This window comes from Kiloniellales bacterium, from assembly GCA_030064845.1.
Lineage (GTDB): Bacteria > Pseudomonadota > Alphaproteobacteria > Kiloniellales > JAKSDN01 > JASJEC01.
In genome coordinates, this window is the sequence record JASJEC010000016.1 from 1 (window position 1) to 19,816 (window position 19,816).

General features: G+C 67.8%; 20 protein-coding genes. 11 read left to right on the plus strand and 9 right to left on the minus strand.

Annotated features, from left to right (window positions below; all coding sequences use genetic code 11):
- The 3 genes from QNJ67_08280 to QNJ67_08290 all read left to right on the plus strand — a co-directional run.
- The coding region (locus QNJ67_08280) for a lytic transglycosylase domain-containing protein (protein MDJ0608962.1) at positions 1 to 795 on the plus strand (795 nt) is incomplete at its 5' end.
- 166 nt (positions 796 to 961) lie between these two features.
- Positions 962 to 2,170: a M24 family metallopeptidase gene (locus QNJ67_08285; protein ID MDJ0608963.1), complete on the plus strand. Its 1,209-nt coding sequence runs from the start codon at positions 962 to 964 to the stop codon at positions 2,168 to 2,170.
- Positions 2,171 to 2,266: 96 nt separating this feature from the next.
- Complete coding sequence (locus QNJ67_08290; protein MDJ0608964.1) at positions 2,267 to 3,376, plus strand: 2OG-Fe(II) oxygenase; 1,110 nt, start codon at positions 2,267 to 2,269, stop codon at positions 3,374 to 3,376.
- Between the two features lie 16 nt (positions 3,377 to 3,392).
- Here QNJ67_08290 and QNJ67_08295 read toward each other — a convergent pair whose 3' ends face one another.
- Both QNJ67_08295 and QNJ67_08300 read right to left on the minus strand, forming a co-directional pair.
- Complete coding sequence (locus tag QNJ67_08295) at positions 3,393 to 4,046, minus strand: OmpA family protein (protein ID MDJ0608965.1); 654 nt, start codon at positions 4,044 to 4,046, stop codon at positions 3,393 to 3,395.
- Between the two features lie 456 nt (positions 4,047 to 4,502).
- Positions 4,503 to 5,519, minus strand: a complete 1,017-nt coding sequence (locus QNJ67_08300) for a DUF6352 family protein (protein MDJ0608966.1) — start codon at positions 5,517 to 5,519, stop codon at positions 4,503 to 4,505.
- 127 nt (positions 5,520 to 5,646) lie between these two features.
- On the opposite strand from QNJ67_08300, the gene QNJ67_08305 reads away from it, so the two are divergent.
- The 6 genes from QNJ67_08305 to QNJ67_08330 all read left to right on the plus strand — a co-directional run bounded on the left by QNJ67_08305 (position 5,647) and on the right by QNJ67_08330 (position 8,567).
- Positions 5,647 to 6,027: an NADH:ubiquinone oxidoreductase subunit NDUFA12 gene (locus tag QNJ67_08305; GenBank protein ID MDJ0608967.1), complete on the plus strand. Its 381-nt coding sequence runs from the start codon at positions 5,647 to 5,649 to the stop codon at positions 6,025 to 6,027.
- A gap of 18 nt (positions 6,028 to 6,045) precedes the next feature.
- Entirely contained in the window at positions 6,046 to 6,504 is a 459-nt protein-coding gene (locus QNJ67_08310; GenBank protein MDJ0608968.1) for an MlaD family protein, read from the plus strand.
- 45 nt (positions 6,505 to 6,549) lie between these two features.
- Positions 6,550 to 7,011, plus strand: coding sequence for an outer membrane lipid asymmetry maintenance protein MlaD (gene mlaD, locus QNJ67_08315; GenBank protein ID MDJ0608969.1), 462 nt, complete (start codon positions 6,550 to 6,552; stop codon positions 7,009 to 7,011).
- 19 nt (positions 7,012 to 7,030) lie between these two features.
- Positions 7,031 to 7,801 carry a methyltransferase domain-containing protein gene (locus QNJ67_08320; protein ID MDJ0608970.1) on the plus strand — a complete coding sequence of 257 codons (771 nt, stop codon included), beginning with the start codon at positions 7,031 to 7,033 and terminating at the stop codon, positions 7,799 to 7,801.
- A gap of 99 nt (positions 7,802 to 7,900) precedes the next feature.
- Positions 7,901 to 8,143 (plus strand): hypothetical protein, encoded by a 243-nt coding sequence (locus QNJ67_08325; GenBank protein MDJ0608971.1) that lies wholly within the window; start codon positions 7,901 to 7,903, stop codon positions 8,141 to 8,143.
- 10 nt (positions 8,144 to 8,153) lie between these two features.
- A complete protein-coding gene (locus tag QNJ67_08330) occupies positions 8,154 to 8,567 on the plus strand; it encodes a DUF2155 domain-containing protein (GenBank protein MDJ0608972.1) in 414 nt (137 codons plus the stop codon).
- Here QNJ67_08330 and aat read toward each other — a convergent pair.
- The 6 genes from aat to QNJ67_08360 all read right to left on the minus strand — a co-directional run bounded on the left by aat (position 8,498) and on the right by QNJ67_08360 (position 13,874).
- A complete protein-coding gene (gene aat, locus QNJ67_08335) occupies positions 8,498 to 9,145 on the minus strand; it encodes a leucyl/phenylalanyl-tRNA--protein transferase (protein MDJ0608973.1) in 648 nt (215 codons plus the stop codon). The two genes, QNJ67_08330 and aat, sit on opposite strands and share 70 nt — an antisense overlap.
- Before the next feature lie 122 nt (positions 9,146 to 9,267).
- Entirely contained in the window at positions 9,268 to 10,608 is a 1,341-nt protein-coding gene (gene accC / locus QNJ67_08340) for an acetyl-CoA carboxylase biotin carboxylase subunit (GenBank protein ID MDJ0608974.1), read from the minus strand.
- A 16-nt stretch (positions 10,609 to 10,624) separates the two neighbouring features.
- Positions 10,625 to 11,071 (minus strand): acetyl-CoA carboxylase biotin carboxyl carrier protein, encoded by a 447-nt coding sequence (gene accB / locus QNJ67_08345; GenBank protein ID MDJ0608975.1) that lies wholly within the window; start codon positions 11,069 to 11,071, stop codon positions 10,625 to 10,627.
- Positions 11,071 to 11,529 (minus strand): type II 3-dehydroquinate dehydratase, encoded by a 459-nt coding sequence (gene aroQ, locus QNJ67_08350; GenBank protein ID MDJ0608976.1) that lies wholly within the window; start codon positions 11,527 to 11,529, stop codon positions 11,071 to 11,073. Before aroQ ends, accB begins: the two co-directional genes overlap by 1 nt.
- A gap of 138 nt (positions 11,530 to 11,667) precedes the next feature.
- Positions 11,668 to 12,432 (minus strand): DsbA family protein, encoded by a 765-nt coding sequence (locus QNJ67_08355; GenBank protein MDJ0608977.1) that lies wholly within the window; start codon positions 12,430 to 12,432, stop codon positions 11,668 to 11,670.
- 89 nt (positions 12,433 to 12,521) lie between these two features.
- Positions 12,522 to 13,874, minus strand: coding sequence for a M48 family metalloprotease (locus QNJ67_08360; GenBank protein MDJ0608978.1), 1,353 nt, complete (start codon positions 13,872 to 13,874; stop codon positions 12,522 to 12,524).
- A gap of 85 nt (positions 13,875 to 13,959) precedes the next feature.
- Between QNJ67_08360 and QNJ67_08365 the strand changes: the two genes are divergently transcribed.
- Both QNJ67_08365 and QNJ67_08370 read left to right on the plus strand, forming a co-directional pair.
- A complete protein-coding gene (locus QNJ67_08365) occupies positions 13,960 to 15,528 on the plus strand; it encodes a gamma-glutamyltransferase (protein MDJ0608979.1) in 1,569 nt (522 codons plus the stop codon).
- A 22-nt stretch (positions 15,529 to 15,550) separates the two neighbouring features.
- Entirely contained in the window at positions 15,551 to 16,705 is a 1,155-nt protein-coding gene (locus tag QNJ67_08370; protein ID MDJ0608980.1) for a pyridoxal phosphate-dependent aminotransferase, read from the plus strand.
- Between the two features lie 3 nt (positions 16,706 to 16,708).
- On the opposite strand, the gene QNJ67_08375 is transcribed toward QNJ67_08370, so the two are convergent.
- Positions 16,709 to 19,330, minus strand: coding sequence for an Rne/Rng family ribonuclease (locus tag QNJ67_08375; protein ID MDJ0608981.1), 2,622 nt, complete (start codon positions 19,328 to 19,330; stop codon positions 16,709 to 16,711).
- Positions 19,331 to 19,816 lie beyond the last annotated feature (486 nt).

Sequence of the window (19,816 nt, forward strand, 5' to 3'; positions counted from 1 at the left end):
CTCAAGCTCGGCGATCACCGGCGCGTCGAGAAAGAGCTGAACGTCCTCGAAGGCTGGCGCGAGCCGGCCGTGGCGGAGGCCATCATGGCGGTCGCGGAGGAGGCCAGCCTGCCGGCGCTCTCGCTGAGGATCTCCTTGCGGTTGGCGTCCGGAAAGGAGGGCAGTTGGGACAAGACGCCGCTCGACGCGGCGCTCTACCCGATACCGCCCTGGAAGCCCAGGAACGGCTTCAAGCTGGACCGCGCGCTGATCTTCGGGGTGATCCGGCAGGAATCCCAGTTCAAGCGTTACGCCCGCAGCCGCGACGGCGCCCGCGGGCTGATGCAGCTCCTGCCCAGCACGGCGCGCGGCCTGGCGCGCGGCTACCGCTTCCAGGGCGCCGAGCGGGCTAAGCTCTACAATCCGGAGCTCAACATGGAGCTGGGCCAGCGCTACCTGTCGCAGCTCATGAAGTATCCCTACATCGACCGCGACATCTTTCGTGTGGCCACGGCCTACAACGGCGGGCCCGGAAACCTGCGCAGCTGGAACCGGCGGATCAATCACACGGACCCGCTGGTCTTCATCGAGAGCATACCGGTCCGCGAGACCCGAGAGTTCGTCAAGCACGTGGTGACCAATCTCTGGGTCTACCGCCTGCGCCTCGACCAGGAGGCGCCCACCTTGGCCGATGTCGCCTACGGCCACGTGCCGCGCTACGCCAAGCGCGATGGCGTGGCGCCCAAGACCCAGGTATCCGCGTCCGCCGAGGACCAGAAGGAGCGCTCCTTCTGGTCGCTGTTCGGTTTCGACTGACCGGCTCGGGCGCCTCCCAAGAACAAGACCCGGTTCGTCTCGCCTCGGCCTCGCCGATGGATGGCCTTCAGGTCAATTTGCCGTTGCGCAGCACGGGCCGAGTGCCTTAAGTCCCGCGGTATGAGGCCCGCGGGAGACGGGCCCGGCGACAAGGGGACCCGACGAAATGGAAATGCCTCAGGTGATGACGATCCGCAACGGCGGCAAGGCGAAGGGCACCTTCTCCGACGCCGAGATGACGCGGCGGCTGGACGGCCTGCTCCAGCGCATGGCCGAGTCCGGCATGGACGCGGTGCTTTTCACGTCCTACCACAATATCTGCTACTACAGCGACTTCCTCTACTGCTCCTTCGGCCGCCCTTACGGCCTCGTCGTGACGCAGAACGCCGCGACCACGATCTCCGCCAACATCGACGGCGGTCAGCCCTGGCGGCGCAGCTTCGGCGACAACGTCGTCTTTACCGACTGGCAGCGGGACAACTACTTCCGCGCGGTCCAGAAGCTGGTCAAGGACGGCGGGACCCTGGGCGTCGAGCGCGATCACATGAGCCTTCAGATGGCCGACAAGCTGCAGGCCGCCTTGCCCAATACCCGCTGCGTCGATATCGCCGAGCCCGCCATGCGGATGCGCATGATCAAGTCGGACGAGGAGATTGCCCACATCACGGAGATGGCCCGGATCGCCGATGTGGGCGGTGCCGCCTGCGTCGAGGCGATCAGGGTCGGGACCGGCGAGCACGAGGTGGCGCTGCACGCCACCCGGGCCATGGTGCGCGAGATCGCCAAGACCTGGCCGCACGCCGAGCTGATGGACACCTGGACTTGGTTCCAGTCCGGCATCAACACCGACGGGGCGCACAACCCGGTTACCAGCCGGAAGATCGAACGGGGCGATATCCTCAGCCTGAACTGCTTTCCTATGGTAGCGGGCTACTACGTCGCGCTCGAACGGACGCTCTTCGCCGAGACCTGCTCCGGGGCCCACCAGCACCTCTGGGAAGTCAACTGCAAGGTCCATGAAGCCGGTCAGTCGCTGATCAAGCCCGGTGCCCGCTGCTGCGATATTGCCCGCGCGCTGAACGAGATCTATCTCGAGCACGACCTGCTGCAGTTCCGCACCTTCGGCTATGGTCATTCCTTCGGCGTGCTGTGCCACTACTACGGCCGCGAGGCCGGGCTCGAGCTGCGCGAAGACATCGAGACGGTGCTCGAGCCCGGCATGGTGGTCTCCATGGAGCCCATGATCATGCTGCCCGAGGGCCAGCCAGGCGCCGGCGGCTACCGCGAGCACGACATCCTGATCGTGACCGAGGACGGCAACCGCAACATCACCGGGTTTCCCTACGGCCCGGAGCACAACGTCGTGGGGGCTTGATGCCGGGCACGCCCGGCGACAACCGCGGCTTGCCAAAACCACGAGCGGTCTCCTAGGTTGCCGGGTCGAGACACGGGAAGGCGGATTGACAGAGCCATGAGTGGGGCAGGGGCCGAACCGAGGAGCGCGCCCGGCGCGGGGCAGGTGCCCCTGGTCGAAGGCGACACGCTGCCCGATATGCTGCTGCCCAACGAGCGCGGCGAGCTGGTCCAGTTCGCCCTAAACGTCGATGCCCGCAGGCCGGTTCTGCTGCTCTGTCCCGATCCGTTTCTGCCGGCCTGCCGGGCCGGGCTCGAGAGCTTCGCGCGGCGGCTCGAAGACCTAAGTCCTATGGCCTGCCTGTTCGCGATCACCAACTGCACGCCGGAGCGGAACGCCCGCTTCGTCGCAGAGGCCGGTCTGCCTTTCTCGCTAATGTCGGATGTCGAGGCCATGGTGGCCCGCGGCGTCGGGGCCACGACCGCTGCGGCCCAGGGCGCTCTGACCGCCGTTGTCGGCGACGTCGACTGGCGTATCCTGCGTATCCTGTCGGGATCTGACGTGGCCGATCCGGCCGAGGCGGCGCTGGAGTTCCTGCGCGCTCAGCCGACGCCCGAGCCGCGGAACCTCGGCGCTTTCGCCCCGGTGCTGCTTGTGCCGCGCGTCTTCGAGCCCGAGTTCTGCCGGACCCTGATCGACGCCTTCGAACGGCATGGCGGAGTCGTTACGGGTGTCTATCAAGCCGAGGGACGACCGGGCGAAGCTGCGGCGGTGATCGACCAGTCGCACAAAGTCCGCCGCGACTTCCTGGTCGAGGATCCGGTGCTGGTCGACGGTATCCAGCGCCGGCTGGGCCGCCGCGTCCTGCCGGCGATCGCCAAGGCTTTCACCCGGCAAGTCACCGGCGTCGAGGAATACAAGGTGGTGCGCTACGACAGCGAAGAAGGCGGCTTCTTCAGGGCGCACCGGGACAACCTGACCAAACCCCAGGCTCACCGGCGTTTCGCCATGACCTTGAATCTCAACACTGGCGACTATGAAGGCGGCGCGCTGCGGTTTCCCGAATTCGGGCCAGATCTCTACGCGCCCGGCCTTGGCGACGCTGTCATCTTCTCCTGCTCACTGCTGCACGAGGCGACGCCGGTGACCTGGGGTCGGCGCTACGCCTTGCTGACCTTCATGTTCGATGAAGAGAGCCGTCGCTACAACGACCGCTTTCCCCGGTAGCCCCCTCCCGAATCGCTCATTGGACAGCCCGCCCCTGCGCCGAACGCGCGGAACCCCAGCTTGCGGGCCCGGCCTCCAGGACGATCTGCACCCGGCGGTTGGCCGGCGTGTCGGGCCTCGACGGATCGAGCGGTGCGGCTTCCCCCCGGCCGACCGCCAGCAGGCGCGCCGGGCTCAGGCCGCTCTCTCGTACCAGGAAGTCCCGGACCCGCGCGGCGCGGCGCTGTGACAGGGCCAGATTAAAGTCCGCCGGGCCCGCGGAATCGGCGTGGCCGATGACGCGAATCCTTCGATCCCGGTAGGCCGGGCCCTTGAGCGCCAGTCCGAAGTTGGCCAGGCGCCGCTTGGCGTCCCGGCTCAGGCGGTCGGAGCCGGGCGCGAAAGAGACCTCTATGGCCGTGGCCTCGGGCGGCGCCACCAGCTTCGACAGGCGCAGTGGCGGCGCCGTCTCGGCCGGCAGCCCGATCACCTCGGCCAGGGTCCGCGGCCATCCTTCCAGAGGGCCGCGCGCGATCTCCGCGTGGTACCAGACCAGCCCGGCGAGACCGCCCCAGCTGACGGAGAGCAGGACCAGCTGCAGCCCCCGCAACAGCCGGCGCAGACCGCGGCCCCGCTCGTCTTGGGCAGCCGCGCGTTCGTCGGCCGCCGCCCGCCTTTCGGCGGCCTGCATGGCCGAACGAAGTTTCTTCAGCGAAGCACCCATAGCCGTCCCGAGCCCCTTCATGCCCGCCGCGCAGGGATGAGAGACCCTGCCGTCCCAAGAGTTTACACGACATCGAGGGTCCGGGCACCGCGGGATTTGCCCCACGCCGGCGGTCGCCGAGACGGCGGGCAGGGCCGCCGCGCCATACCCGGGAGGCATGGCTCGCGATCGACGCTTTGCGGGATTTGCATAACCCGGTCCGGCGCCGAGAGGTCAGACTCCCGGCAATCCCTCGAACTGACTCTGAGGTGAGAATCATGAGAGAGGATACCAAAAAGTCGGCGATCTGGACCGGCGCCACCGTCGCGGCCTTCATCGTCATCGTCGGCGCGATGTGGGCCTTCGGCGTGTTCGAACCGACCGCCATCCAATAAGGCCCAGGCATCCGAGAGCCCGAGGGCCGCGCGCCGAGGCGGCAGCGCGTCAGGCGCGCGGCCCGAGCGGCAGGTTGACCAGGAGGTTTTGGGGCTTGAGACGCAGGCTACCCTCTTCGGTCATGGCCATGGCGAGATAGACCGGGCGCCCGGCCACTTCGCGCAGCATGACGCTGGGGTCGTTGAAATCGAGCCGAAATAGCGAGAGTAGGCGCTTCATCCGGTCCCCGCCGACGTCCACGCCGTTATAGAGGTCGTTCAGCAGGGCGGTGCCCTCGGCGTCCAGCCCCAGGTGCCAGACCCAACGCTCGTCGCTGATCTTCTGCACCGGCTGGATCGAGACCTCGATGTCCAGGAAGTGCCCGATCCAGCTTTCCAGCACGCGGCAGAGGGCGTCGAGGCCTTCGCCGGCGAAGTTGAGCACGAGGGCGGTGTCGTAGAGCTGGTCGCGGTTCCAGTAGATCCCGGCGTTCTGCTCGTTCAGCACGTCGAGCTCGGCGCCGCGCAGCGGCGTCTGGGCCTCGGCGACCAGCTCGCCCAGGCGGCCGAAGCCCCCGGTCCTAGCGAGGCGCTCGACGGTCTCGGCGTCGGCGCTCACGATCGCCTCGTCCCTGATCGTGACGCGCTGCTCGCGGAACAGCAGTTCCGCCGCGCGGGCACGGAAGGGATCCTCGGTCCGATCGAGCAGGTGCCGCAACACCACGTGGACCATGTGATCCAGGAAGAGCGGCGGAACCGGGACCGCGCCGCCCTCGAGGAAGAGGCCGAGATAGCAGTCTTCGACCGTGCCCGCCTGGACCAGGCGGTCGCGGAAGTCGAGCACGACGCGGTAGTTGTCGCGCGCGTCCGGGTCCGCCAGGGCGGCGAGCCGCTCCGGCGAGACCGCCTCGCGCGGGTTCCGGATCAGGCTTTCGTGGAGCGCCCGCTCGGCCGCGCAAGACTCCTCGACGGGCCGCACCTCCGGCCGCATGAAGTAGGCCCGCAGAAAGTCGTCGGTCACCGCGAGCCGGCGGTCCGCCGAGGGCTGCAGCAGGTGATAGCCGGAATCGCGCCAGAAATCTGTCATGGGAAGAGGGTTGTAGTCGCCGGTCGCCCGCCTTGTCCAGGAGGGCCTGGGGGCGAAGTCAGCCCACTGGACGAGCGCCCTGCGAGGTGCAATAGTCGCCGCGCTGATTCGGCGGCGGAGGTCTTCGATGCCCGGAGTAACCTTGGGAACGCGTCTTTATACTTGGCTGAGAGGCGAGGAGGTCGGACGCGACGCGGAAGGCAACCGGTACTTTCGCGAGAAGGGCGGCGGGCGCGTGCACCGTGACAGCCTTCGCAAGGAGCGGCGCTGGGTGATGTACAAGGTCGATGTGGAAGCGAGCCGCGTGCCGGCCGAATGGCATGCCTGGCTGCACCACACCACCGACGAGCCGCCGCCGGAGGGCGGACCGCCGCGCCGGCCCTGGCAGCGCGAGCACCAGCCCAACCTGACCGGCACGGAGGAGGCCTATCGCCCGCCCGGCCACGTCCTGAGCGGCGGCCGCAGGGCCTCGGCCACCGGGGACTACGAACCCTGGACCCCGGACTGAGCGCGAACGGACGCGCACATGCTGGGTAGATCGAAGCAGAAGATCGAGGTTGCCTTGGGCGGCGCGACGCTGGCCGTCGCCGTCCTCTTCATCGCCACGGCCTTCAGCTCGAGCGGCGTCAAGTCGAATAGCGGTTACCAAGTCGAGGCGGAGTTTCTCGACATCTCCGGCGTGAATGTCGGCACGGAAGTCCACATGGCTGGGTTGCGGATCGGGCAGGTGGTGGACCGGCGGCTCGACACCGAGATCTTCGCGGCCATCCTGACCCTCGACATCGATCCTCGCTTCGTCCTTCCGGCCGATACCGAGGCGAGCATCGTTACCAAGGGCCTGCTCGACCGCAGCGTCATCTGGCTCGAGCCCGGAAAGTCGGAGGAACCAATCCCCTCCGGCGGCCGGATCGAGCGCACCGTGGACTCGACCAACATCATCGACGCCATAGGCACGGCGATTTTCGGCGGCGCCGGCAGTGACTGAAGGCCGGCGGCCGCACCGCCCGAGACCCGCCAAGGAGGCTGCACCGTGAGACGAAACGTGATCGAGACCGTCATGGGGGCGGTGGTTCTCTTCGTCGCCATCTCCTTCATCGTGTTCGCCTTCCGCACCAGCGGGCTAAGCGCCAACGACGGCTACACCTTGACCGCCGAGTTCAACGACGCCTCGGGTCTGGAGATCGGCAGCGACGTCCGCCTCGCCGGGGTCAAGGTCGGCAGCGTGGTCGGCCAGAACCTGGACCCGATGACCTTCCGGGCCACTATCACCATGACGATCTCAGACGATATCGAGCTGCCCAGCGACAGCTCCGTGCGGATCATTCCCAACAGCCTGCTCGGCGAGAACTACATCGAGATCGGAATCGGCGGCGAGGAAGACACGATCCTGGCAGGCGGGCACTTCCAGCACACCCAGGGCGCGATCAATCTGGTCGACCTGCTGAAAAAGCTGGTTCTGTCGGCGGCGGATAACCAGGGCTCGACGCAGTGAGCGCCGCGGCCGGCGGGAGATGACGGCGCGCGGGCCGGGTCCGGCGCAGTCCTGGGACCCGAAGCGCTACGCCGAAGGCGCTGGCTTCGTAAGCGATCTCGGCGCTCCGGTCCTCGGGCTTCTTGGACCGAGGCCCGGGGAGCGCATTCTCGACCTGGGTTGCGGCGAGGGCGCCTTGACCGAGAAGCTGGTCGCGGCCGGCTGTGAGGTGCTGGGGGTCGATGCCAGTGAGGACCAGGTCGCGGCCGCCCGCGCGCGCGGCTTGAGCGCCGAGGTCGCCGACGGCGCAGCGCTCGGCTTTGACGGACGCTTCGACGCGGTCTTCTCCAACGCCGCCCTGCATTGGATGCGCGACCCCGACGCCGTGATCCGCGGCGTGTGGCGCGCCCTCAAGCCGGGCGGCCGTTTCGTCGGCGAGATGGGCGGCGACGGCAACGTCAAGCTGATCGTGGGCGCCCTGATGACCGCCGTCGGCCGCCGGGGAATCGACGGCGAGGCGCTCAATCCCTGGTACTTTCCCACCGCGGAAGACTACAAGTGGCGCCTGGAAGCGGTCGGTTTCTCGGTGACTGACATCGATCTCTTCTCCCGCCCGACCGACCTGCCGGAAGCGATGACCGACTGGCTCGGGATCTTCGCCAAGAGCTTCCTGACCGCTGTGCCCGAGGCCGAACAGCCGGCGCTGCTGCAAGAGGTCAGTGACCTGCTCCGCGAGGACCTCCGGGATCGGGAGGGCCGCTGGCGGGCCGACTACGTGCGGCTGCGTTTCCGCGCCCTCAAGCCCGCCTGACCCGGCGCGGCTTGCGGGGTCGAGCCCGAACTCGTAAGACATTTCGGGTCCTTTGTTGAATCTTAGGATTTCCCGGCCCAAATCGAACTCGGAGGCACCGTGGAGAAGCGCGAGGAAAGCAAGCTGGACTTCCCGACGTGGCTGCAGCCGGACGGGGTACCTGTTTCGTGCCGGGAAAAGATCAAGGTGTTGAACGAGAACCTCGAGGAGATCCGGGAACTGGCCCAGGACGCCCTTGAGGACGCCGTCCTGATCGGCTGCGACGAAAGCCAGTTCCGCACCGTGCTGCGCATGCTCGTCGACTCGCTCGAGAACCCCTATCCGCAGAAGGCTGAGCCCTGACCCTATGCTGCTGCGCCTGACCCGTCTGGCCCTCAACCTATCGATCCTGCTGATCGCAGCGGCCCCGGTGCGCGCCGCCAGCGAGCACGGCTACCTCAACGTCGCGCTGCTTCAGGGCCTGGACAAGATTACCGCGCGCATTTCGACCTTCGAGGCGCCGGTCGGCGAGCTGGTCCGTTTCGGCACCTTCGAGATCACGGTGCGGGCCTGCAACAAGAGGCCGCCTGAGGAAACCCCGGAAAGTGCGGCTTTCCTCGAGATTCTAGATGCTCGGCCCGACTCGGAACCGGCCCCGCTGTTCACCGGGTGGATGTTCGCGTCCTCGCCGGCGCTGTCGGCCGTCGAGCACCCGGTCTACGACGTCTGGGTGATCGACTGCAGGAACGCCTCCATCTCTGAGGCGGTAAACTCCGAGGGCAACTGAGCGGGCTTGCGCACGGCGCGGCCCAGCGCTTCGCGGTATTCCTCCCGCGGAACCTCGACCACCCCGAACTGGCGGAGATGGGGCGTCTCGAATTGGGTGTCGAGCAGCGTGAAGCCGCCCTTGCGCAGGCGGGCGACCAGGTGAATGAGCGCGACCTTGCTGGCGTTGTCGACGTGGCTGAACATGGATTCACCGAAGAAAGCGGAGCCCAGGCTGACGCCGTAGAGGCCGCCGACCAGCCGCGCCTCCTGCCAGCATTCGATCGAGTGGGCGAAGCCCATGGCATGGAGGTCGCAGTATAGCCGCTCGATCGTCGGATTGATCCAGGTGTCGCGCCGGCTCGGCGCGGGCGTGGCGCAGCCCTTGATGACCTCGGGGAAAGCCGAATTGCAGCGGACGTCGAAGCAGCCGCGGCGCAGGATCTTGCGCAGCTTGCGCGGCACATGGACCTTGTCGAGCGGCAGGACCCCCCGGTAGTCCGGGTCTATCCAGTGAATCTCCTCGTCGTGGCGGCTTTCCGCCATTGGGAAGATGCCCACGGCATAGGCCCTCAAGAGCAATTCGGGTTTGAGCTCCATCGTCCTCGCTACCGGGTCCGCACACTGTACAAGGGTAGCAGGGAAGTACCCTATTGGAATCGAAAAATGGCTCGCCGGCGCGCCCCGGCAAGGCGCGTCCCGGTCGGCGCCCCCTCGGGGCCTCAGCCGCCCTGCATGTAGCGTTCTAGCCAGTGGATATCGTAGTCGCCGTTAATAAAATCGCTATCGGCAATCAGCCGTTGGTGCAGGGGTATGGTGGTGTTGATGCCCTCGACCACGAACTCCTCGAGGGCGCGGCGCAGGCGCATCAGGCACTCGTTTCGGGTCTGGCCATGGACGATCAGCTTGGCGATCAGACTGTCGTAGTGCGGCGGGACGCGGTAGCCGGCGTAGAGCCCTGAATCGACCCGGACTCCCAGCCCGCCGGGGGCGTGGTAGTCGGTGACCCGGCCGGGCGAGGGCACGAAGGTCTCGGGATCTTCGGCGTTGATCCGGCACTCGATGGCGTGGCCCTCGAAGGTGATGTCCTTCTGCTTGATGCTCATCGGCATGCCGGCGGCGATGCGGATCTGCTCGCGCACCACGTCGACCCCGGTGATCGCCTCCGAGATCGGGTGCTCGACCTGGAGCCGGGTGTTCATCTCGATGAAGTAGAACTTGCCGTCCTCGTAGAGGAATTCGACGGTGCCGGCGTTCTGGTAGCCCATCTTCCCGATCGACTTGGTCACGAGCTTGCCGATCTTGGCCCGCTCCTCCGAGTTGAGGGCGGGCGAGGGCGCCTCCTCGATCAGTTTCTGATGGCGCCGCTGCATGGAGCAGTCCCGCTCGCCCAGGTGGATCACGTTGCCCTGGCCGTCGGCCAGCAGCTGGACCTCGATATGGCGCGGCCGACCGAGGTACTTCTCCATGTAGACCTCGTCGTTGCCGAAGGCCGCCTTGGCCTCGCTCCGCGCCAGGTCGAAGGCGGTGACCACCGAGTCCTCGTCCCGCGCCACCTTCATGCCGCGGCCGCCGCCGCCTGCCGAGGCCTTGATCAGGACCGGATAGCCGATTTCCTGCGCCGTGGCCTTGGCCGCCTCGCGGCTCTCCAGTGCGCCTTCCGAGCCGGGCACCACCGGCAGGCCCAGGTCCTGGGCGGTCTTCTTGGCCGCCACCTTGTCGCCCATCAAGGCGATGTGCTCCGATCGCGGGCCGATGAAGACCAGATTGTGCTCCTCGACCATCTGGGCGAAGTTCGCGTTCTCCGACAGGAAGCCCAGGCCGGGGTGGATCGCCTCAGCGCCGGTGATCTGGGCGGCCGAAAGGATTGCGGGGATGTTGAGGTAGCTCTGGGCCCCGGGCGGCGGCCCGATGCAGACGCTTTCGTCGGCCAGGCGCACGTGCATCGCGTCGGCGTCGGCGGTGGAGTGGACGGCGACGGTCTGGATGCCCATTTCCCGGCAGGCCCGGTGGATCCTCAGGGCGATCTCGCCGCGATTGGCGATCAGGACTTTTTCAAACATGGTCTTTAGGGAAGGGCTATTCGATGACCATGAGCGGCTCGCCGTACTCGATCGGCTGGCCATCCTGGATCAGGATCTGGCTGACCCGGCCGGAACGGGGGCTCGGAATCTGGTTCATCACCTTCATGGCCTCGATGATCACCAGGGTCTGACCTTCCGAAACCGTGTCGCCGACCTTGACGAAAGGCGCTGCGCCCGGCTCGCCCGCCACGTAGACCGTGCCAACCATGGGCGCGGTGACGGCGCCGGCCGGAATCGGGTCGCCGACGGCCTCTCCGCCACCGCTCTGGGCGGGCACCGCGACAGGTGCCGCAGCCGCCGGCGCGAGGGCCGCGGCCTGAAGGGCGCGGGCAACTCGGATTCGGTGGCCGCCGGTCTCGTATTCGATCTCCGACAGACCGCCCTCGTCCAGGAGCGCCGAGAGCCTGCGCACCAGTTCTTCGTCCAGTTCGAGTTTCGACATCAGGTTTCTTGTTCCTCTACCAGCAAGGTGGCGAGCGCCGTCAGGCCCAGGCGATAGCTATCGGCGCCGAAGCCGCAGATGACCCCCCAAGCCACACGGGACACGTAAGAGTGGTGGCGGAAGGCTTCGCGTTTGTGGATGTTGGACAGATGGACCTCGACTACCGGCAGTTCCAAGGCCGAGAGGGCGTCTAGGATCGCCACCGAGGTGTGGCTGTAGGCCGCGGGGTTGATCAGGATACCCTGGTACTTGCCGGCCGATTCCTGAATCCAATCGACCAGCGTGCCTTCGCTGTTCGACTGGCGAAACTCCACCGTCAACCCCAGCGTGGCCGCTTGCGCCCGGCAGGCCTTCTCGATATCCGCGAGGCTGACGTGGCCATAGGTCGCGGGCTCGCGGGTGCCGAGCAAGTTGAGGTTGGGGCCGTTCAGGATCAGGACCGCCGGGGCTTTCGCCACGCTCGTGCCTCACCAAGGTCGTTGGTCTCGAATCACGGGCGCTAGCGGTAGCATGCCGACGCGCGCCGGCGCAACGACGCGCCGGCCGTAAAGTGGCCGGGGACGGCCAAGAGCGCCATTCCCGCGCTGCTCGGCGGCTCAGCTGGGGTTGGCCCGCGCTTCGGCGACCACCTGGCGTAGCGTCTCCATGTTGAGCGCGCCCGGAAACACCTGGCTGCCGATCACGAAGGCCGGCGTGCCGGTGATCTCGAGGCCTTCGGCGAGCTCGAAGTTACGGCGCAGGGCGGCGTCGACCTCCGGCTTGTTCATGTCCCGCCGCAGCTTGTCGAGGTCCAGGCCGAGGCTACCCGCCACTGACATGACCTTCTGCTGATTCAAGCGGCCGGGCGCGGTCATGAGCGCGAAGTGGAGCTCCTCGTAGCGATCCTGCTCGGCGGCGGCGAGCGCCGCGCGGGCCGCGAACTGCGAATCGGGTCCCAGGATCGGGAACTCCTTCATCACGAGACGTATGCCGGGGTCCTCGGCGATGGTCTGGCGGATGCCCTCGGCGACCGTCTTGCAGTAGCCGCAGTTGTAGTCGAAGAACTCCACGACCATCACGTCCCCGTCCGGGTTGCCGAGGACGGGGGCATCGGGATCTTCGGCCAAGGCCGACTGCAAGGCGACGACCGCCTGCTGCTGGCGTTCCTTGGCGGCGACCCTCTGACGTTCCTGATAGACGTTGATCGCCTCGACGATGACCTCGGGATGCTCAATCAGGTACTCCCGCACGATCTCGCGGATTTCATCTTGATCGGCTGCATCGAAGCGCCGCTCCTCGGCGCCGGCGGACCCGAAGACCGAGGCGATCAGCAGCAAGGCTGCGGCGGAGAGAGCGGCTCGCGAACTCAATTGTGCAACCATGAGTATTCCTTGGTCGGTAAGGGAGGCGGGTGGGGGATTATAGCGGTTCCCTGGGCGTTTGGCACGCGCCCGGGGCGGGCGCCCTGGGGTCAGCGGTTCCTGCGCTTGGTTTCCAGCCGCTTGGCCTCGTTGGCCAGGTCCTGGGCGCGCAGCCAGCTCGGCGAGTACTCGGTCAGAAGCTGCTGGGCCCGGCTGGCGCGCTGGTGGGCTTCGCCGAAGCCGCCGCGCGAGAAGGCGGCCTCGGCCAGGGCCAGGGACGTCATGCCCTTGTCGCCAAGCCTGCCGTAGGAGGTCGAGGCGAGGCGCCACGCCATACCGTTGCGCGGTTCCTGCTGCAGCACGGCGTTCAGATGTTTCAGCGATCTCTCGTTGAGGTCTGGCCTGTTTAGTTCTATCTCAAGGTGTGCCAGGGAGAGAAGCAGCTGGGGCGATCCCGGCAGGAGGCGCACGGCCTCTTCGTACTCCGGCAGCGCTTCCTCGAGCCGGCCGTTCTCGAACAGCATCTGCCCCTTGAGCTCGTGGAAGAAGGGGTCGCCGGGATACTCCGCGATCAGCCCGTCGATCAGCGGAAGCGCCAGGCTCAGCTCGCCGCGCAGGAAGTAGACGATCGCATGGGCGTAGCGGGCCGGGACACTGGTGTCGTCCTCAGGATAGACCTGGAACACCCGGCCCGGCGCTTCCAGGAAGCCGGTCAGTTTCGCCCGCATGCGATCGTGCCGGACCACAAGATCTTGTGGTTCTCTGGCGTTGGCGTACCGCGACTTGCTCTGCGCGTTCTCCATGAACGCGATACGGTCGCGGGTCAGGGGGTGGGTCCGGAGATAGGGGTCCTGGTTCGCGCCCAGCAGGATCTCCTGATCCTCGAGGTACTGCATGAACTCGAGCAGGCCGAGCGGGGGCTGCCTGATTGATTTCAGCAGGCGCACCGCGGTCTGGTCGGCCGCCTGCTCCTGACCGCGCGAGAAGGACAGCAACCCCTGGAGCGCGACGTCCTGGCCGCCTCTGATGACCGCCGGAGCCGCCTCTGGGCGACCTGAGCCCACGGCGAGCCCGATGCCCAGCAGATAGGAGACGAGAGACTTGATTTGGGCGTTGCGCATCTCTTCGATACGGCCAACGATGTGGCCGCCGACGATGTGGCCGATTTCGTGGGCGATCACGCCCTGGACCTGCTGAGGGTTTTCGGCGCGCATCAAGAGGCCGGTGTGGAGGAACATCCTGTTGCCGCCGGTGACGAAAGCGTTGAGGCTGCGATTGTCGATCAGGTAGAACTTGACGCTGGACGGCGTGATACCTGCGGCTTGCAGCAGCGGCGTGGCGTAGTCTCGGACGGTGGTCTCGATCTCGGCATCGCGGATGATCCTCCCGCGCGCGTCGGCCGGTACGGGCAGGCTCAACGCGAAGAGCAGGAGCAGCAAGATCCAGGCGACTGGACGGTTCATCGGGGGCCCATTCCAAGTGTTTCCTAAAGGTAGCCGTGGCCAAGGGCCAATTCAACGAAACTCCGCTCTCCTTCCGGCGGTGGTGTTGTGGCTCCTTCTGGCCTGGGGGTGCAATCCCGAGCCGGAAGGCTTCGTCGACCTGCAGGCGGTCGACGGGTTCGCCGGGATGGTGGCGGTCGACGAGCCGCACGCCGCCCTGATCGCCCGCGATCTCTTGAGCAACGGCGCCAACGCCGCTGATGCCGCGGTTGCCAGCTTCTTCACCATGACCGTGACCATGCCGTCGCGGGTCGGGCTCCTCGGGGGCGGTGTCTGTCTCGTCTACTCGAACGAACGCAGAACAGCGGAAGTCTTCGAGTTCCTGCCGCGCGCGGGGACGCAGGGTGCCGCCCTGCCGCGTACCGTGCGGGCCCTGGCGATTCTGCATGCCCGGCACGGCCGTGTCCGCTGGGGACCGCTGATCGAGCCGGCCGAGCGCCTCGCCCGTCAGGGTCACGTGGTGAGCGAGGCCTTCGCCCGGGATCTGGCGCGAAGCGCCGAGGTGATCCGGCGCGATCCGTTGATGTCGCGGCTCTTCGTGACGAAGTCCGGGGCGCTGCCGCGACAGGGCGACTACCTGTCTCAGATCGAGGTCTCTACCGTGATCTCCGGCGTGCGGACCCAGGGCGCCGCCTATTTCCACGCCGGGGCTTTCCCGGCCCTGCTCGCGGCCGCGGCGGCGGAGAGTGGGCATGTCATGACGATCGAGGAGCTTCGGGCCGCCCTGCCGCTCACTTCCGAGGCGAATGCCCTGGCGATCGGCGACCGGCGGCTCTATTTCTCCCTGCCGATCGGCGCCGACGGGGCCGTTGCGGCGACGATGTGGCGCCTGCTGAACGACATCCGCGCCTATCCCACGCTTCCTCCCGAGCAGCGCCCCGGCATCTTCGTCGAGGCCGCGGACTTGGCCTACGCCGAGGTACGCCGCTGGCAACGCGCCGGCGGGTCGGATCCCTTTGGCGAAGGCGAGGTGGCGGGGCTGCTCAACCGGGAGCGGCTGCAGACCCTGCTGCAGACCAGAAGCGCGCCGGTGATCGGGCCGACCAACGGCGCCGCGCGGCTCGAGCCCTGGCGGGCGCCCCCGAGCGACGGCGCCTCATTCGTGATCGCGGATCGATGGGGTGACGCGGTCGCCTGCGGCACCACGATGAACGGCCTGTTCGGAGCCGGGCGGGCGGTCGGCGGCATGGGTCTGGTCCTGCCGGGCCGTCCGACCACCGCGGCGACTCGAAACTTCATGCCGAGCATCGCGCTCTTGGCCGACCCCAGGGACGGCGACACCCACCTCGCGGTCGCCGCGGCAGGCGGATCGCCCGCGGTGAACGCCCTGGTCCGCGTGCTCCTGGCCCACATCGGCGATGGCCAGCCGCTCGATGCCGCGGTCGCGGCGCCGCGTCTCCACTTCAGCGCGACCGAGCGGGCGGTGTTCTTTGAACCTGGAACCGCCCCTAGCGCCGTGGGTCTGCTGCGTGCGCGGGGATACCGGGTCGTCGAGGCGGCGGAACTTGGCCGGGTCAACGCCCTGCAGTGCCCGGACGGCGTCGCCGACAGCGACGACGGCTGCAGCGTCGCCTCGGACCCGCGCGGCCGGGGCGTCACGATCCGGGCCCAGTGACCCAAAACTCCGGAGGCGGCGCATGGCCCTGAAAGTTTCTTCCCGCGGGGGCGTACCGCCCTTCATCGTGATGGACGTGATGCAGGCCGCCGCCGAACGCGAGCAGGCCGGCGACCACGTTCTGCATCTGGAAGTCGGGCAGCCGGGCACCCCGGCTCCGAGGCGGGTTCTGGAGGCCGCCAAGCAGGCGCTGGACGCCGATCTCATGGGCTATACCGTCGCCCTCGGCACGCCGCCCCTGCGTCGGGCGATCGTCGAGCACTACCGGCGTGTCTACGGGCTGGACCTGCCGGCCGAACGCGTGGTCGTGACCACCGGATCGTCGGGCGGGTTCCTCCTGACGTTCCTGTCCGCGTTCGATGCGGGCGACCGGGTCGCCCTGGCGGCGCCGGGTTACCCGGCCTACCGGAACATCCTGCACGCTCTAGGGGTCGAGTCCGTACTCCTGGAGACCGATGCCGAGCATCGCTTTCAGCCGACGCCGGACCTGCTCGACCGTGTCGACGGCCCGCTCGACGGCCTGATCATCGCCAGCCCGTCCAATCCGACCGGCACCATGCTGTCGCGCGAGGAACTGAGCGCTCTGGTCGATTACTGCGCCGAGCGGGGCGTGCGCCTAATTTCCGACGAGATCTATCATGGCATCAGCTACGGCAGGGAACCGGTCTGCGCCGCCGAACTGAGCGATGAGGCCGTGGTCATCAACAGCTTCTCGAAGTACTTCTCCATGACCGGCTGGCGACTCGGCTGGATGATCGTGCCCGAGGCGCTACGGCGGCCGATCGAGTGCCTGTCGCAGAATTTCTTCATTTCCCCGCCGACCATTTCCCAGATCGCGGGCGTGACCGCGCTCGACTGCCACGACGAGTTGGACGCTTACGTCGCCGCCTACGCCCGCAACCGCGCCCTGCTGCTCGATCGCCTTCCCAAGGCCGGCTTCGACCGGCTCGCCCCGGCCGACGGCGCCTTCTACATCTATGCCGATGTCGGCGCGCTGACCAACGACAGCCGGGAGTTCTGCGCCCGCATGCTGGCGGAGACCGGCGTCGCGGCGACGCCGGGCGTCGACTTCGACCCGGCGCGGGGCCACCGCTTCGTCAGGTTCTCCTTCGCCGGCCGCGAAGCCGACATGGCGGAGGCCAGCAACCGCCTGGAGAGCTGGATAAGGGGCGACTGAACCTCAGTTCCAGCGCTGCCACCAGCCCTTGCGCTTCGGCCGATCCGCCTCGTCGTCCTGCGGCTCGCTGACCGCTGGCGGTTGCTCAGCCGGGGGCAGGGACGTGTCGGGCTGCGGCCCGGCGCCCGGGATCTCGGCCTCGCCGAGCGCCGGCTCCGCCGGCCGGACCTCGGGGGTGGCGGCTGCCAGCGGCACCGCGGGCTGATCCGGTTCCTGCCCCATGGCCGGTGCGGCCGACGGCTCGTCCTCGACCGCCGACGCCGGCGGCTTCGCCCGGGTCCGACGTCGCGGCCGCTTCGGTGCGCGGTCCTCCGGCTGCGCCGCCTCGGCGTCCCCCGCCACCACCGGCTCGGGGGTGTCCTCGGGGCTTTCCGCGCCACCGTCCGCCTGCGCCCCTTCCGCGCTCTTCGTGTCGGCTTTGGCGCCGCGCCGCGGCCGGCTGCGCCGGCGGGACTTGGGTGGCGTCTCTTCGGTCTCGCCATCCACCGCTTGCGCATCGGCCGCTTCCGTGTCGGCCGCTTCCGTGTCGGCCAGCTCGTCGGCGGCCGTCTCCGCGATCACCGGCTGGCCGGCTTCCTCCTCGCCGGCTTCGGCCGGCATCGCCTCGGCCGAGCTCTCCTGATCTTCGCCGTTACGGCGCTTGGCGCGCCGGCGGCCGCCCCGCTTGCCGCGCCGGCGGCGCGGCTTGCGCCGCTCCTCCTCGTCGGAGGCCTCGATCCCGTCCTCGGCATCCTCGTCGGCGCCGGTCTCGAACTCCTCGGCGGCCGACTCCTCGCTGGCCGCGGCTGGCGCCTCGTCGTCCTTGCGCCGGCGCCGGCGCCGGCCGCGGCGTCGGCGCTGGCCGTCTTCCTCTTCCGCGACCTCCGGAAGCTCCTCGGCCGGCAGGCGTGGCGACTCCGTGGTGGTGAGCCGCTCCAGCTTGAATTCCGGGGGCACCAGCGACCCGTCACTCTCGACGCGAATCTGCAGGCCGTACTCCTGTTCGATCTCGACCAGGCGGTGCCGGCGTTCGTTGAGCAGGTGGAGCGCGACGTCCGGCGGCATCGCGACGTTCAGCTCGCCACCGCCGCGGCGCAGCGCCTCCTCCTCCAGGCTGCGCAGGATCTGCTGACCGGCCGAATCGTCGGTGCGGAGGCGGCCGGTGCCGTGACACCGGCTGCACGGCTGGGTGGAGGTATCGAACAGGCTGGGGCGCAGGCGCTGACGCGACATCTCGAGCAGCCCGAAGGGACTGATGCGGCCGAGCTGGATCCGGGCCCGGTCGTGGCGCATCGCCTCCTTGAAGCGCCGTTCGACGTCCCGGTTGTGGCGGTGCTCCTCCATGTCGATGAAATCGATCACGATCAGGCCGGCGAGATCGCGCAGGCGAAGCTGCCGCGCCACCTCCTCGGCGGCTTCGATGTTGGTGTTTCGGGCGGTTTCCTCGATGTGGCGCTCGCGGGTCGCCTTGCCCGAGTTGACGTCGATGGCTACCAGGGCCTCGGTCGGGTTGATCACGATGTAGCCGCCCGACTTGAGCTGGACCGAGGGGCTGTGCATCGCGTCCAGCTGGCTCTCGACGTTGTGCTTGAGGAACAGGGGGACGCCCCCGTCCTTGTAGAGCTTCACCTTGCGGGCGTGGCTTGGCATGAGGTTCTTCATGAAGTTCTTGGCCGCCTTGTAGCCCTCTTCGCCCTGGACCAGGATCTCCTCCATGTCCCGGTCGTAGAGGTCGCGGATGGCCCGCTTCATGAGGTTGGCTTCCTCATGGATCAACGCCGGCGCGGTCGACTGCAGGGTTTCTTCGCGGATCTGGTCCCAGAGCCTTATCAGATACTCGTAGTCGCGGCGGATCTCCGCCTTGCTCCGCTCGCTGCCGGCAGTCCGCACGATCACCGCCATGCCGTCGGGGATGTCCAGGTCCGACACGACCTGCTTCAGGCGCCGCCGGTCCGCGGCGCTGCCGATCTTGCGGCTGATACCGCCGCCGCGGCCGGTATTGGGCATGAGGACGCAATAGCGCCCAGCGAGAGACAGGTAGGTGGTCAGCGCCGCACCCTTGTTGCCGCGCTCCTCCTTGGCGACCTGGACAAGGATCACCTGGCGCCGCTTGATGACCTCCTGGATCTTGTAGCGCCGCAGGAGCTTGGCCCGCTTGCGCGCGGCGTCCTCCACGTCGTCGCCGCCGACCGTGTCGACCTTGGTCTCGACCGCGATTTCCTGGACCTTGCCGCCGCCGTTCTCGCCCTCGTCCGACGACCCGGCACCCGACTCGTCTTCCGAGTCGGCGGCGGTCGCGGTTCCGTTGCCTTCGCCGTTGTCGTCGCTCTCGGTATCGACGTCGTCGTCGCCGTTAGCGCTCGCGCTCTCTTCCGCGATCAGGGCCTCGCGGTCGGCGATGGGGATACGGTAGTAGTCCGGGTGGATCTCGCTGAAAGGCAGGAAGCCGTGGCGATTGCCGCCGTATTCGACGAAGGCGGCCTGTAGGGAGGGCTCGACCCGCGTAACTTTCGCGAGGTAAATGTTGCCTTTAAGCTGCGTCCTTGCAGTCGATTCGTAATCAAACTCTTCGAGACGGTTGCCGCTCAGCACCACCACGCGCGTCTCGTCCGCATGGGATGCGTCGATCAGGATTCGCTTGACCATAAAGATTTAACTCCGATACGCGCCCGGCGAGGACACCGCCGGAAGCCGAGCCGGTACCGCGCGGGAACAAGGTGTTCCCACGGGGTCGGTCGACTGCTGGCGAGGGTCGTCGCGGCGCGACTGCGACTCCGCATCCTCGATGCGTCATCATGGAATTGCGGAGCGTCGCGTCACTGTTCATGTCTGTCGTGTCTTCCCGGCGCCCTGCGGCGCCATCCTTCTCCGCCCGGCAGGCACCCGGTGAGTGGGCATCTGTTCGGGCCGGACGGCGGACCAGGATCCGCCGAGAATGCGGTGTTACCCTAGGCGATACCCAGGCGCACTACAATCTTTGCTCGCAGACGACGGCTCCGGGCCATGGCGGCCTTGGCGAGCCCGTCTCCCGAGCGCCCGTTACCGGGCGATTGAGTTGGCAGTTGGGGCTGCGTCGTGGTAACCCGCTTAACATAAGCAGAGAATCGGACTATCTCAATGCAATAATGGCGG